The sequence below is a fragment of the Morganella morganii genome (assembly GCF_019242955.1).
Classification (GTDB): Bacteria; Pseudomonadota; Gammaproteobacteria; order Enterobacterales; family Enterobacteriaceae; genus Morganella; species Morganella sibonii.
The window spans coordinates 114,388-129,538 of record NZ_CP066129.1 but is presented as its reverse complement, the minus strand read 5'-3'; the positions used below and the strand labels follow the sequence as shown (position 1 = coordinate 129,538).

Below are 15,151 nucleotides of genomic sequence, written 5' to 3'. Positions count from 1 at the left end.
ATCATAATAAAAATAATTTTATGTCATTATCTGTGATGTCTCTCCTTCTGGCAGGGTCATCCCTCTCTGCTATGGCAGATGATTATTATCCGGCCAGTTTATTTAATATTCCCGGCACTGACTCACAGCTGACCAATGAAGATATTGATGTTTTTAAAGACAATGATAACGCACCGGGAAAATACAAAGTCACCCTGATCATTAACAACAATAAGGTTGCTGTAAAAGAAATTGATTTTGTTCTGAAAAAAAATAAAGCCGGAGATGAAAAACTCATCCCTTGCTTATCACGGGAAGAATGGAAAAATGCAGGACTGGATTTCCCGTTATCAGATAACGATGATACCGATGGCTGCCTTAATATCAATGGCATTGAATATACGCATGGCTATCTCGATCTTAATACAAAGGTCTATGCACTGACGACACCACAGTCATATATCAATAAAGATAAGCTGGAAGCATTAGCGCAGGAAACCTGGGATAACGGCATTCCTGCTCTGTTTGTTAACTATTTATTTTCGGCTGTGAATCGTCAGCATAATGGTGACTCAAAAGACAGCTATTACGGAAACATTCAGACCAGAATAAATTTAGGTGCCTGGCGTTATCAGAATTACTCCACCTGGATGAACGATGATAACAATAAAAACAAATGGAAAAATATCAGTAATACCTTATCAAGAAACATAAACGCCCTGAAAAGTGAGTTTACCGCCGGTAATTTATATTCGTCATCACAGTTATTTGATTCTGTTAAATTTCGTGGTGTCCGTCTGACCACGGACAGATCAATGGACCCGGTCAGCAAAACAAACTATGTCCCGTCTATCTCCGGAATCGCCAATTCCGAAGCTGTCGTGACGGTTGTCCAGAATGGCGAAATTATCCTGAGACAAAGCGTCCCGGCCGGGCCGTTTAATCTGACCGAATATTACCCGATGAATAATGGCGGAAATCTTTATGTTAATGTGAAAGAAACTGACGGCAGCGAGAAAAATTTTATCGTCCCTTTCTCCTCGATTTCCACTCTGGAAAAGAAAGGAAATGTACGATACAGCATTTCCGGCGGAACCTACGACAGCAACAACAAGGGTAACGGAAAAAAAATTAATCAGGCTGAAATATTTTATGGTCTGACTGACTTTGTCACCGTATTTGGCGGCGCATTTGTGGCCGGGGGTTATCAGTCCGGCGGTATCGGCGCTGCATTCAATTTGGGTGCTTTTGGTGCCATCACCGCGGATGTCCTGCATGCAAAAGCAACACTTAATAATGATAAAACCTCTGCCGGTAATGCATTCCGCGTTAACTACGCAAAGAGAATAGAAGCAACAAATACCAGCGTCTCTCTGGTCGGTTACCGTCACTTTGATACTAAGTTTTATCGTTTTGAAGATGCGATGTCATATGATGAAAACCGGAACGATCGCAGTAAACTTAAAAATGAGTATACCTTATCGCTGAATCAGCCTGTTTTTTCCGGTAATTCATCTCTCAATCTGTCTGCCGTTATTTATGAGTATACATCCGGAAAGAAACAAAAATCCTATAATACCGGGTTTAACAGCTCATTTAATAAAATGAACTACGGTATTTATTATAACTATTATCAGGGTGCAAGAACGGAGAACGGCAAGAGCAATACGTATAATGTGAGTATGAATCTCAGCGTTCCGCTTAATATCAAAGATAACGCCATATGGGCAAATTATAATATTTCCTCCGATGGTGATCATCAGACATTACAGACGGCCGGACTCAGCGGAAATTACGGTAAAAACCAGCAAGGCAGCTGGGATATTTATCAGAGTCAGGGTAACAAAGGCACAGGTAATTCCGGCGGCCTGAGCAGCGCCTACCGCTCACAATATGCGACGGTTAATGCCGGTTACTCATACAGTAAAAATAATAAAAACCTCAGCTATGGCATGAATGGTTCGTTACTGGCAACGCAATACGGCGTACTTGCCGCCCCTGCGTTGCAGAATACCAATGCACTGATTCTGACCAAAGATACTGCCGGTATCGGTATCATTAACGGCCAGTCTGCTCAGACCAATAATTCGGGCCTTGCAGTTGTTTCAGGTATGACGCCGTACCGTAAAAACAATATTGTGATTGATACACAGACAATTCCGGACGATACCGGGATAGAAAACAATATTATTAACGATATTGTTCCGACAAAAGGTGCGCTGATTCTGGCAGATTTCAATGTGAAAAAAGGCTATAAGCTGCTGATCACACTAAAAACCCCGGATAATAAAGAAATTCCGTTAGGTGCCAAAGCGACGATGCCCGGTGATGCTGAATATTGGGTATCTAATTTTAATACACTCTATTTTATTGCGGATAAAGAAAAAGGTGATATCCGCGTAACGTGGAAGCAGGACGGAAATATGCAGCAATGTGTTGTCAGATATGACATTACCGGCACGTTACCAAAGAACGGAATATATATTACAGAGCTGAACTGTCAGCGGGAGATTTGATGAAATACTGTCACCTGATAAAAAGAACCAAACATCTGATTTTATCTCTGTTAATTGCCGCGGGCGGATTAGGTACAGCGGGCCACGCTTATGCGTTACAGGACTGTCTCAGAGGCGGAAATCAGAACCATTCCACCATGACCTCAACCATTAATCTGCGCCTTACCGGCAATATAAAGCAGAACCAGGAAGTCGGCCGCTTCACATTTGTCCGTGAAGGCGGTATCGGCGGCGTGGCGAACTGCGGATCGGATGCCGGTATTCACGGCTATACCAGCTACAGTGAAGGCAGTGGTATTGTCGCCAAGTATTACGGTGATATTGACGGCTATCCTGCATATCATATTTATCCGGGCGGCGATCGGAATTTTGTTTATGTTCTGATCGATAACCGGACCGGTATGCATTTTCAGAATCAGCCGGGAAGTAATATTCCGGTTCCGTCGGGTCCGCTCCTGCCGCTTGATTTAACGGTCATTATTTATGCCGCAAAAGATAACCCGGATACGCTTTCTTTAACCGGCGGGGCATATATCGGTACTGTTTTAATTCAGGCCTACAATCCCGGCGGCGGCACAACAGCGGTAGGCTATAGCTACAGGTTAAAAGGTAAAATTGAAAGTGCACCGGCATCATGTTCGCTGGACAACGCTAATCTGGAATTTAATTTACCCCGGGCGCCGCTGAACGCGTTTTCATCAAAAGGATTTCCGGACGGTAATTATAAAGCTGAAGATAATTTACTTATTTCATGTAATGGCGGGCTGTCTGCCCGGATGAAATTAATGGCGGCTAAAACCGAAAGTTATAACGGAAAAGAGTCTGTTATTGTTCCTGATAACAACGGCAATAATAATGCATCCGGGGTTGGTTTTGTTGTCACATCACCGATGAATGATGATGCCGTACTGGTTAATCATGAATTTGTTAAAATTGCGGAATTACAGGATGGAAAAACACGTGTTCCGCTGGTTGCCGAATATTACCGCTATAGTGATTCGGTCAGCCCCGGCAAACTGGAAGCAAATACTCAGTTTATTTTACAGTTTGACTGATATCAGCGCCGTCCGGATTATCCGGGCGGCGGCCGGTATTCAGCTGATACCGGTGCAGCCCCGCCATGCCATCGGCACGGCGGCAAGATTGTAGAGCGGTGTTCCCAGCAGGTAATGATCATACACCGTCAGTCCCGGGGTTTTATCTTTTTCCATCGCGTAATATTCAACCGGAAGAATAAACGACAGTAATAACAGAGAGATACCGGCATTACGGATCGCACGGCGCGGCAATGCGCTGCTCAGCAGATGAACCACCGCGAAATAGGCCCCGGAAACCACAATAAAAAACAGCACAATACCACTGTTTTCGGTCAGGAATTCACCGGCGGACAGGGAGTATCCCTGATGAAGCAGATCAGGAAGGTTCGTCAGATATTCGGCTCCCGCCTCACGGCGGAAAAAAGCCGAGGCAGATAAATTCAGCCCCCACAAAATCGTCAGCAAACCAACCACGATTTTTCCTGCTGTATAACGACAGAGATACACATTCGCCAGCAGCAGTAATATGCCCATCACCGTAATTTTCACATTGTACTCCGCCCCCGGCCCGCCGGCTAAAACCGCCGGTGCCAGAGCAATCAGCACAATCAGTAAAACAGAAGAAAACAGACGCATAAATTAACTTTTAAGTAACATAAACAAGCGGGTTGCAGTAAACCATTAACAACCTGATAAAACAAGTGGCGGAGAAAAAGAAAAGCGCGGTCCCCGGGCCGGAAACCGCGCTGTCACCTCTGTCAGTGAGATTTGCCCTGCTCAATTCCCAGGCCGATCTGAGAGCGGATAAACTGCGCCTCAAAGCGGCTGCGTTCTTCCTGACCCTGTGCGGAGTTATCCGTCACAGACACCAGCCAGGCTGCGATAAAGGCAGCAAACATTGAGAAAAGTGCCGGATATTCATACGGATAAATTGCTTTTTCATGCCCGAGGATACCCACCCAGATTGTCGGACCCAGGATCATCAGTACGACTGCTGTTACCAATCCCAGCCAGCCTCCTGCCAGTGCGCCGCGTGTGGTCAGCCGTTTCCAGTACATGGAAAGCAGGATGATCGGGAAGTTACAGCTCGCCGCAATAGAGAAGGCCAGCCCCACCATAAAGGCAATATTTTGTTTTTCAAACAGAACACCCAGCCCGATGGCGACAATCCCGAGGATGATGACAGTGATTTTGGAGACTTTTAATTCATCCCGCTCATTGGCTTTGCCGTCTTTGATAACACAGGCATACAGATCATGAGAAACTGCGGATGCACCTGCCAGGGTCAGCCCGGCCACAACCGCCAGAATTGTCGCGAACGCTACCGCAGAGATAAAGCCGAGGAAGAGATTTCCGCCGACAGCATCCGCCAGGTGTACCGCCGCCATGTTAGTACCGCCGATCAGAGCTCCCGCCGCATCCTTAAATACCGGATTCGGACTGACCAGCAAAATGGCACCGAAACCGATGATAAAGGTCAGAATATAGAAGTAACCAATAAATCCGGTGGCATAAAATACACTTTTACGGGCTTCTTTGGCATCACTGACCGTAAAGAAGCGCATGATAATATGCGGCAGCCCGGCAGTACCAAACATCAGCGCCAGTCCCAGGGATAATGCAGAAACCGGATCTGACACCAGACCGCCCGGGCTCATAATCGCCAACCCGTTTTTATGTACCGCAACCGCGTCTTTAAACAGGGTGTTAAAGTTAAAATCCACGGCTTTCATCACCATCAGCGCCATAAAACTGGCTCCGGCAAGTAACAGAACCGCTTTGATAATCTGCACCCAGGTCGTTGCCAGCATGCCGCCGAACAGGACATAAAACACCATCAGAATACCGACCAGCACAACCGCCACGATATAATTCAGCCCGAATAACAGCTCAATCAGTTTACCGGCACCCACCATCTGCGCGATCAGATATAACGCCACCACCACCAGCGAACCACTGGCGGAGAGCACACGGATCGGACGTGCTTTCAGGCGGTAAGAGACCACATCCGCAAAGGTATAGCGGCCGAGATTACGCAGACGTTCCGCAATCAGAAACAGGATCACCGGCCAGCCGATCAGAAAACCGATGGAGTAAATCAGGCCATCATACCCGGACGTGTAGACCAGTGCGGAGATCCCGAGGAATGATGCGGCGGACATAAAGTCACCGGCGATCGCCAGCCCGTTCTGAAACCCGGTAATTTTCCCCCCTGCGGTATAATATTCCGCCCGGGAACGTGTCCGTTTTGCCGCCCAATAGGTGATATACAGTGTCAGGCCGACAAAGATCAGGAACATAATAATGGCCTGATAGTTTACCGGCTGGCGCTCCACCGGCCCGCTGATGGCATCAGCGTGACTGAACAGCGGAAACAGCAGGGATAGCAGAAGAGCAGAAAGGCGCGTTTTCATTGTTTCACCCCGCGGATAATTTCAGCAGTCAGGCGGTCAAATTCCCCGTTTGCCCGGATGGTATAAATACCGGTCAGGACAAAAGCACTGACAATCAGTCCGACCCCGACAGGTATTCCGCGGGTGATCGTCAGACCTTCACCGAGTGGTGTGCCCAGCCATTGCGGGTCAAAGGCAATCAGAATAATAAAGCTGACATACAGCACCAGCGTAATAGCGGACAGTGTCCATGAGAACCGACTGCGTTTTCTGACCAGTTCCTGAAAGCGAGGGTCATTCTCCACCTGTTGATAAATGGATGCGCTCATTGAGGATACTCCTCTGTTTTTGTTATCCGGAGTGTCAGTGCCGCATAACCCGGCACTGACTGAGGTTAGCGTGCTAGTTCATTTTGATGGCCTGCTTTTCTTCGAGCAGTTTTTCGACGACACCCGGGTCGGCCAGTGTTGATACATCACCCAGATTACCGGTATCACCGGTGGCGATTTTACGGAGGATACGGCGCATAATTTTACCGGATCGCGTTTTCGGCAGAGAGTCGGTCCAGTGCAGAATATCCGGGGTGGCAATCGGGCCGATTTCTTTACGGACCCAGTTCCTCACCTCCGCATACAGCTCCGGTGTCGGCTCTTCGCCGTGATTGAGTGTGACATAGGCATAAATAGCCTGCCCTTTGATGCTGTGCGGGATCCCGACCACCGCCGCTTCGGCGATTTTCGGGTGTGAAACCAGCGCGGATTCCACTTCGGCAGTGCCGAGACGGTGTCCGGAGATATTCAGCACATCATCCACCCGGCCGGTGATCCAGTAATAGCCGTCTTCATCACGGCGGGTACCATCCCCGGCAAAGTACATGCCTTTAAAGGCGGAAAAATACGTCTGTTCAAAGCGTTCATGATCACCGAACAGGGTACGTGCCTGGCCCGGCCAGGAATCCAGGATCACCAGATTCCCCTCTGTTTCACCGTCCAGAATGTCGCCCTGGTTATCCACCAGCGCAGGCTGAACCCCAAAGAACGGCACGGTCGCGGAGCCCGGTTTCAGCTCAATCGCTCCCGGCATTGCACCTATCATGCAGGCACCGGTTTCAGTCTGCCACCAGGTGTCGACAATCGGGCAGCGGCTGTCACCGATGGTTTTGTAATACCACTCCCAGGCTTCCGGGTTAATCGGTTCGCCGACCGATCCCATAATGCGCAGGGATTTGCGGGACGTGCCTTCAATCGCATTCAGCCCTTCCGCCATCAGGGCGCGGATAGCCGTTGGTGCGGTATAGAGGATATTGACCTGATGCTTATCGACAATCTGACACATCCGGTTGACCTTCGGATGGTTAGGCACACCTTCAAACATCAGTGTGACAGCGCCATTGGACAGCGGGCCGTAAACCAGGTAGGTGTGCCCGGTCACCCAGCCGACATCCGCGGTACACCAGAACACTTCATCGCCATGATAATCAAAGATATATTTGAATGTCAGCGTGGCGTAGACCAGATAACCGCCGGTGGTATGAAGTACCCCTTTCGGTTTACCGGTCGAGCCGGAGGTATAGAGGATAAACAGCGGATCTTCCGCATTCATTTCTTCCGGCGGACAGTCAGCACTGACACCGCTGACAGCATCGTGCCACCAGATATCACGCCCTTCCTGCCACTCCACCGGATTGCCGGTACGGCGGAAGACGATCACACTGCTGACCGTGGTCACGCCCGGATTTTTCAGGCCGTCATCCACGTTTTTCTTCAGCGGGATAGTGCGTCCGGCGCGCAGACCTTCATCTGCGGTGATCACCATTTTTGCGCCGGAATCAATCACACGGCCGGACACCGCCTCCGGTGAGAACCCGGCAAAAATCACCGAATGCACCGCACCGATACGGGCGCAGGCCAGCATGGCAACCATCGCCTCCGGGATCATCGGCATATAAATGGCGACCACATCACCTTTGCGTATCCCCTGCTGTTTCAGGACATTGGCAAACTGACAGACATCATGATGCAGTTCACGATAGGTGAGAGTACGGGACTCATCCGGGCTGTCGCCCTCCCAGATCACCGCCGGTTTGTCACCACGCTCTGCCAGATGCCGGTCGAGACAGTTGGCACTGAGATTCAGTGTGCCGTCCTCAAACCATTTTATGCTGACATGGCCGGGGTCGAAGGAGGTGTTCTTCACCCTCGTATAGGGTTTTATCCAGTCGACAATCTGTCCTTTCTCACGCCAGTAGCCGTCAGGATCCTGAACAGACCGCTGATACTCGTCCAAATACTGCTGATGATTGATTAGCGCATTTTTTGCAATTGCTTCGGGTACAGGATATTTCGTTATTTTTGTCATGATGCATCTCCTTTCAATTGTTAATGCTATGTCAAAATCACGTTAAATAAAGTTGCCGTTTCGCCTTTGTTTCTTTTTTGCGCTAAAGATCACGGATTGAAAAAGGGGAGATTCACAGCGTTATCATTTGATGCGAAAAGCACCAACGACATAAAACATCATCATTGAGATAAAAATCAGTGTATGACATTATGCGGGGAGCGTTAGCTAAAATATTTAACTAAAATAAGACAGTAAAATAACAAATAAAAAGAATCCGCACAGATCGCACAGATCTGATAATCATTTTCATTATCATCTGTTTCATTATAATGTTTAGCCTGTTCACACACGGTGTGAGCGGTTCGGTCAATTACTGGAGTTATAATTATGAGCTATGTATTACCTGCATTACCGTACGCTTATGATGCGTTAGAACCGCATTTCGATAAAATGACAATGGAAATTCACCATACCAAACATCATCAGACGTATGTGAATAACACCAACACCGCGCTGGAAGCCTTCCCTGAGATGGCAAACCTTGATATCGACGACCTGATCGCACAGCTCGATAAATTCCCGGCGGACAAACGTACCTTTATCCGCAACAACGCGGGTGGTCATTCCAACCACAGCATGTTCTGGAAAGGCCTGAAAACCGGCACCACATTACAGGGTGACCTGAAAGCCGCTATCGAACGCGATTTCGGCAGTGTTGATGCATTTCAGGCAGAGTTTGAAAAAGCAGCGGCAACCCGTTTCGGTTCCGGCTGGGCATGGCTGGTGCTGAAAGACGGCAAACTGGCTGTCGTTTCCACCGCTAACCAGGACAGCCCGCTGATGGGTGAAGCGATTTCCGGTACTTCCGGTTATCCGATCATCGGTCTGGATGTGTGGGAGCACGCCTACTACCTGAAATTCCAGAACCGCCGTCCGGATTACATCAAAGCATTCTGGTCTGTAGTCAACTGGGATGAAGCAGCAGCGCGTTTCGCTTCTGCCAAATAAGTTCTGAAATATGTGCGGGCATTGTCCGCACATATTCTTCTTCCCCGCTTTCGATTATGATGTCTGTCTCACTCAATACGGAGGCGGCATGGCATACACACCTTTAGTTTTCACCGGTCCCGTCAGGGATACAGCCCGCTGCGGACGCAGCGCAATTGAGAAGCGTCAGACTGAGGGTGTCCTTCAGCTGGGTGCCTCCGGACTCGCCGGTGATGAGCAGGCGGAAAAAGCCTTTCACGGCGGCCCTGACCGCGCGTTATGTCACTATCCCCGCGAACACTACGATTACTGGAAAATGATGTATCCGGAGATTGAGGATCGCTTTGTCGCGCCGTTTTTCGGGGAAAATATTTCCACTCTCGGTATGACGGAAGACACCGTTTTTATCGGCGATATTTATCAGTGGGGCGGGGCGGTTATCCAGATCACCCAGCCGCGCTCACCCTGTTATAAGCTCAATCCGCTGACTGATGTGTCCGATTTTGCGCAGGTAATGCAGGACAGCGGGCGTACCGGCTGGCTGTACCGCGTGACAGGCAAAGGCGAAGTCAGCGGACTGCATCCCCTGAAACTGCTGACGCGAACCAGCGCGGTATCTGTCAGAGAAGCCGTGGCAATTGCGTTTCATCTGCCGTTTGATGAGACAGAATACCGCCGTCTGCTGCATGCCCCCGGCTTATCCGCCAGCTGGACGCTGACCATGCAGCGCCGCCTGACCAGCGGAAAGATTGAAGATTTCAACCGCCGGTTATTCGGTTTCGCCGGACCGTTCGGCTGACAACTGAACCCGCCGCTGATAACGGACATTGGCGACAGTGAACAGCAGAGCCGCCAACGCAATCACTGCCGCCAGTACGAATCCGCCGGTATAGCCAATCGCTGCCGTCAGGCTGACCAGCATCATTGCGCAGGCCATTTCACCGATATCCCGCATACTTTGCACCGCTGTCATATCCGTTCCGGCCTGCTTCGCCTGTGAGGCGAAACGCATCCCGGCCGTCATAATTGCCACAGATGTTATCCCGGAAGAGAGTGAGCCGAACAGAATACACACGGCCACCATAATGACACTGACACTGCCCTGAGACTGTGCAAACCAGAGCAGCGACGAAATCAGCGCGCACAGAAGACCCGCCGAAAAAGCCCGCCATACCCCTATTTTTCCGATAAGCCAGGCACCGCCGCCGCAACCGAGCACCAGCGTGACCATCCCGCCAGCCATGCCCGCTTTACCGACATCTTCCAGCGCCCAGCCCGCATCGGTGAGAAATAATTTTGCCAGCCCGAAACCGGAAACCGCCGTCACTGCCGATAACAGCGTCAGCGTCAGCAGACGGACAGCTCCGGAACGGCGGACAGTTTTCAGCAGACTGGCCTGTGCCTCATCAGGCCGGACGTCCGCGTGATAACGCGGCGGCTGCCGGAAACGGCTGATCAGGATCAGGCTGAATGCCGGTACCGCCGTAAAAATCAGTAATGCGCCCTGCTGACCCAGCACACCGGTGAGCATCATCATACCGGCGCCGCCGAGGAAAAAACCGCCCATCACACCGGCTATCTGAACTGCGTTGATATTTGCCAGCAGACTGCCTCCCGCATGTTCCGCCGCCATACCGTCAGTGGCGATATCCTGGGTGGCACTGGCCAGAGAAGCCACCGCGAGCAGGGCAACACACAGACCGGCATTGTCAGCCGTGATACCGGTCAGGCTGAGTGCCAGCAGACAAAGAGTGACAATCACCTGCATCGGAATAATCCAGCTGCGCCGCCGGCCCAAAGAAACAGACCAGTGATTATCCACAAACGGTGCCCATAAAAATTTGACCACCCACGGCAGCCCGACCAGAGGAATAAAAGCCAGAGCCGCAAGGTCAGTTCCGGCACGGCGTAATATCGCGGGCAGCGCATCCATAGCGATACCCATCGGAATACCCTGTGCCAGATACAGAAAGCCCAGGGTTATCACCAGGCGGCGATGTTTAATCAGTTCATGCATAATTCACTCCGGCAGCGTTTTTCCGCCATAACACAACAGCACATAACAGACACCCCGCCGCAGTCAGCAGCAGCGCGGCATCGGTATACCACTGCGCACCGGCGCAGGAAAACAGATGAGCCAGCGCCGCAAACACGAATCCGGCGGCACAGAACAGACAGATCAGCAGCAGTGCGCAGCTGAGCGACGGATAAAAAAGGGTGAAAAAAACCGTTATCAGCCATACCGCAGGAAATACCGCAGGGGCTGATAACGGGGAGAACCACGCACTGAGCAGCAGTACGGTACAGGCAAGTACCGGGCCGCCGCACAGGCCGATGGTTAAACGGGATGAGAGACTGTCAGGGGCATTCAGTGCCCGCAGCGACAGGCCGCTCAGTGTCAGAAGACAGGCAGCGAATCCGGCCAGAAAATGCAGCGCACTGAGCCACGGCGCAGCACCGGCAAGCCAGGTATATTGTCCGTAATGCAGCGGCTGGACTGCAATAAAGGCACGGATCCAGATACCCTGTTCCGCAGAATCGCGGATGCCGGTCAGACGCAGCGGCGTTCCCTGCCAGCGCAGCTGTTCAAAATACGCCGATCCCGGCTGCCCTTCACGGACGCCGCTGATAGTCACCACCCGGTCATCACGTCCGGGGTTTTGCAGAGACACCATCTGCGGAATAAAGCCGGGATAGCGGGCCGGTAACTGCGCAAGCAGTTCAGTAACCGATGAAAATACCGGTTCTCCTGCTGCGTCCGGCTCACGGAATGATCCCATCAGCTGCTGCATAATCTGCTGCGGTGCCTGCGGACTGACGCGATCGGCCAGCATCATTGTCCCGAATGCCCCGAGTCCGGACAGCGCACCGGTCAGCGCGAACAGCACCAGCCACGGATAACACCACAGGCCGGTCAGGTTATGCAGATCAAAAGCAAAGCGCCGTATTCCCTGCCGCCATCTGAGACGCAGTAACAGCCGGATTTTCCGGTGATGAATAACCAGCCCGGTGATCAGTAAAACCGTCAGCACAACGCCGGTCAGGCTGACCAGCATCCGGCCGGGGAAGCCTAGAAACAGATTTTTGTGGAGTGTCACCGGGATATCTGTCGGTGCGGCAGCACTTACCGGCTGACCGGTGACGGCACTGAGCAGCACCGGGCAATCCCCCGGATGGCGGCAGACACTGATCACCGGATAGCGGTCTGAAGGCAGTACGATGTGAACCCCGTTCTCCCCGCTCAGCTGTGCCATCCCCTGCTCTGTCAGAACAGACAGCGGCAGCGGTTCACCGGCGGGCAGATGCTGCCACCACAAACGCAGGCTGTCACCGCCGAGGCTCCAGGTACCGCTGAATAAGATGATAAACAGCACCACACCAAATACAGACCCCGCACTTCTGTGCAGTTGTGCGAACGATGCCTTCAGTCCCGGACGCATCAGCAGACTCCCGGCAGCAGCAAAAGCGGCGGCCACCAGATCCATGCCCGCAGAAATACCGCCCCCGGTCCGGGGGATGTCAGGGCATAACACAGAATGGCGCACAGAATAAAGAACGGGATAAAAACCCCGGCATAGAGACGGTTAAGTGCATCACTGCCGGGATAAAAAACGGTGATCACCGCAGACAGTGTTACCGCACCGGCTACACAGCCGGTGACCGCCACCAGCATCATCCACCGCCGTAACCCGGCAGACTTCATCAGAAATCCGCCTTCAGTGTCAGCATAATATTACGCGGCTCGCCATAGCGGTTATTCCACTGCGGGGTGAATAATCCGGCGTAATAACGGCGGTCAAACAGGTTATTAATATTGACTGCTGCGGACCAGTTATCATCTATCTGATAGCCCAGCCGGGTATTAACCACCGCATATCCGCCCTGGCGCAGAGTGACCCGGCCGTTGGAATTACTGAACTCACTTTGTGCCTGAACACCACCGCCGACACTCCATTTCCGTTCATCCCACGGTAACTGGTACTGTGTCCAGACCCGGACCATATGCCGTGGTGTCAGGCTGTTAAAGGTTTCGCCCTGATTCTGTGTGTCTTCTTTATAACGGGTGTCGGTATAGGTATACCCGGCCGTGATATCCCAGAACGGAGTGATATAGCCGGTTCCTTCCAGTTCAAAGCCCTGACTGACCACTTTTCCGCCGCTGATATAGTTGGTATCAAAGGCACCGCCCGGGTGCTCAGGGTCAGCCTGCGGGTTATTTTTCATATCAATCCGGTAAACCGCAGCAGAGACATTCAGTCCGCCGTTGAGCAGCGAGCCTTTCACGCCGCTTTCCAGTGTCTGTCCCTCAACCGGTTTCAGCATGTTACCGCTGTAGGTTTTACCGGTCTGCGGCTGGTACACCGTGGAAAAACTGCCGTACCATGACCATTCCGGCGCAAAGTCCCAGATCAGGCCGCCGTAAGGTGTGATTTTCCCGTCTTCGGTAAATTTCGCATCCGGCTTGCGTACCTGCCACCAGTCCGCTCTGGCACCGGCCACCACTGTCAGCGGCTCCGCAACCTTAATCCGTCCCATGGTGTACAGGCCTTTGCGGATCGTTTTTGTGGTTCCCGGCGATGAATACGCGCCTATACCCGGCACCGGTACACTGTGCGGGTCCCAGCGGTAGACATTGACCGGCACATTGAGCGGTGTATCAAAAGCAGCAGTGAGCTGCTCTTCCTGCGCACCGGCATAGCTGATACCGGCTATCAGATCATGCTGTAAGCCGCCGGCGGTCAGTTTGCCGGTCACATTACTGTCCAGGCTCAGCTGGTGGTTACGGAATTTATACGCGCCACCTGTCAGCATCGCGCCATCCCCGGTCAGCGGGTCAATATTTCCCCATGCCCCGGCATACAGCAGGCGGGCTTTTACATGCTGATAATCAAGATGAGTATTAAACTGCCAGTCATCATTAATCTGATGTTCCAGTTGCGCAAAGGCACGGGTGGTATCCCATTTGAATTTATCCCAGCTGACATCCAGATACGTATCACGCGGCAGATGCAGATCACTGCCGTCGGCCGCCATCGGGACACCGGCCATGTTAGTGACAGAATCAATGGTCTGATATTGCAGGCCGGTACGTAACAGCGTGTCCGGTGTGAGATCCGCATCCACGGTGGCATAGATCAGCCGTGTCTGCTGGTCAGACACATCGTAGAAAAAATCACGATCTTCCCATGCCACCACGACCCGGCCACGCACGCTGCCCGATTCATTGAGCAGCCCCCCGGCATCCGCCTCTGCGCGGTAGCGGTTCCAGCTGCCCGCCGTCAGCGTGATATTCGCCTGATCCCGGTGCGGAGCATGTTTGCGTACCATATTCACGGTCGCAGCCGGATTACCCATACCATGCAGCAGGCCATTAGAGCCGCGAAGAATTTCTACCCTTTCATACACCGCCATATCCTGCGGCGACGAGGCCATATTACCGAGCAGAGCGGGCACGCCATCAAGCTCAAAAGAATCGACTTTAAAACCCCGGGTATAATACGCCGTGGTCAGCAGAACAAACGGCGCACTGGTGACGCCGGTCGCCCTGCTCATCACATCATCAAGCGTATTCAGGTTCTGCTGTTCAATCTGCGTCCGGTCAATAACACTGACCGACTGTGCGATTTCACGCGGCTTCAGTGCCATTTTCCCCAGCGTGGTAACACCGGGCGCGATATAGTCATCCCCGGCGGCAGCCGGGCGATCAGTGACCACAATGACATCACCGGTGTCCGGCGCAGTTGTCTCTGCCGCTGACGGCAGTGCTGAGAACAGCAGTGCGCACATCAGTGTGTGTTTGCTGAGTGTGAAACGGGCCGGTAAACCGGGTGTTTGCTGTGTATGTGTTATTGTCAGGCGCGTCATGTCTGTTCCGGCTTATGAAATGATAATCGTTATC

General features: G+C 51.9%; 12 protein-coding genes. 4 read left to right on the top strand and 8 right to left on the bottom strand.

From position 1 onward, the window contains the following. Positions 1-71 precede the first annotated feature (71 nt). Complete coding sequence (locus tag JC793_RS00565) at positions 72-2,495, top strand: fimbria/pilus outer membrane usher protein (protein ID WP_247717295.1); 2,424 nt, start codon at positions 72-74, stop codon at positions 2,493-2,495. Continuing rightward, on the top strand, positions 2,495-3,550 hold the full coding sequence (locus JC793_RS00560; protein ID WP_218427142.1) for a fimbrial protein: 1,056 nt from the start codon (positions 2,495-2,497) through the stop codon (positions 3,548-3,550). Before JC793_RS00565 ends, JC793_RS00560 begins: the two co-directional genes overlap by 1 nt. 39 nt (positions 3,551-3,589) lie before the next feature. Here JC793_RS00560 and JC793_RS00555 read toward each other — a convergent pair whose 3' ends face one another. The 4 genes from JC793_RS00555 to acs all read right to left on the bottom strand — a co-directional run bounded on the left by JC793_RS00555 (position 3,590) and on the right by acs (position 8,283). Beyond that, positions 3,590-4,168 carry a hypothetical protein gene (locus JC793_RS00555; RefSeq protein WP_046895064.1) on the bottom strand — a complete coding sequence of 193 codons (579 nt, stop codon included), beginning with the start codon at positions 4,166-4,168 and terminating at the stop codon, positions 3,590-3,592. Positions 4,169-4,290: 122 nt separating this feature from the next. After that, positions 4,291-5,946 (bottom strand): cation acetate symporter, encoded by a 1,656-nt coding sequence (locus tag JC793_RS00550; protein WP_166706802.1) that lies wholly within the window; start codon positions 5,944-5,946, stop codon positions 4,291-4,293. Continuing rightward, the gene (locus JC793_RS00545; RefSeq protein ID WP_107680139.1) at positions 5,943-6,254 is read right to left on the bottom strand and encodes a DUF485 domain-containing protein; all 312 of its coding nucleotides are present in this window, start codon (positions 6,252-6,254) and stop codon (positions 5,943-5,945) included. The genes JC793_RS00550 and JC793_RS00545 overlap by 4 nt, the downstream gene beginning before the upstream one ends. A gap of 73 nt (positions 6,255-6,327) precedes the next feature. Next, entirely contained in the window at positions 6,328-8,283 is a 1,956-nt protein-coding gene (gene acs, locus JC793_RS00540; protein ID WP_046895067.1) for an acetate--CoA ligase, read from the bottom strand. A gap of 369 nt (positions 8,284-8,652) precedes the next feature. Here acs and sodA point away from each other — a divergent pair, with 369 nt between their 5' ends. Both sodA and yiiM read left to right on the top strand, forming a co-directional pair. Further along, positions 8,653-9,273: a superoxide dismutase [Mn] gene (gene sodA, locus JC793_RS00535; RefSeq protein ID WP_052927161.1), complete on the top strand. Its 621-nt coding sequence runs from the start codon at positions 8,653-8,655 to the stop codon at positions 9,271-9,273. 88 nt (positions 9,274-9,361) lie between these two features. Continuing rightward, on the top strand, positions 9,362-10,051 hold the full coding sequence (gene yiiM / locus JC793_RS00530) for a 6-hydroxyaminopurine reductase (protein WP_218427140.1): 690 nt from the start codon (positions 9,362-9,364) through the stop codon (positions 10,049-10,051). Here the strand turns inward: yiiM and JC793_RS00525 are convergent. The 4 genes from JC793_RS00525 to JC793_RS00510 are packed head-to-tail and all read right to left on the bottom strand — an operon-like array spanning position 10,022 to position 15,117. Continuing rightward, positions 10,022-11,269 (bottom strand): RhtX/FptX family siderophore transporter, encoded by a 1,248-nt coding sequence (locus tag JC793_RS00525; protein ID WP_218427138.1) that lies wholly within the window; start codon positions 11,267-11,269, stop codon positions 10,022-10,024. The two genes, yiiM and JC793_RS00525, sit on opposite strands and share 30 nt — an antisense overlap. Next, on the bottom strand, positions 11,262-12,737 hold the full coding sequence (locus tag JC793_RS00520; RefSeq protein ID WP_218427136.1) for a PepSY-associated TM helix domain-containing protein: 1,476 nt from the start codon (positions 12,735-12,737) through the stop codon (positions 11,262-11,264). The genes JC793_RS00525 and JC793_RS00520 overlap by 8 nt, the downstream gene beginning before the upstream one ends. After that, positions 12,692-12,955 carry a hypothetical protein gene (locus JC793_RS00515; RefSeq protein WP_218427134.1) on the bottom strand — a complete coding sequence of 88 codons (264 nt, stop codon included), beginning with the start codon at positions 12,953-12,955 and terminating at the stop codon, positions 12,692-12,694. The genes JC793_RS00520 and JC793_RS00515 overlap by 46 nt, the downstream gene beginning before the upstream one ends. After that, positions 12,955-15,117 carry a TonB-dependent siderophore receptor gene (locus tag JC793_RS00510; RefSeq protein ID WP_218427132.1) on the bottom strand — a complete coding sequence of 721 codons (2,163 nt, stop codon included), beginning with the start codon at positions 15,115-15,117 and terminating at the stop codon, positions 12,955-12,957. Before JC793_RS00510 ends, JC793_RS00515 begins: the two co-directional genes overlap by 1 nt. Positions 15,118-15,151 lie beyond the last annotated feature (34 nt).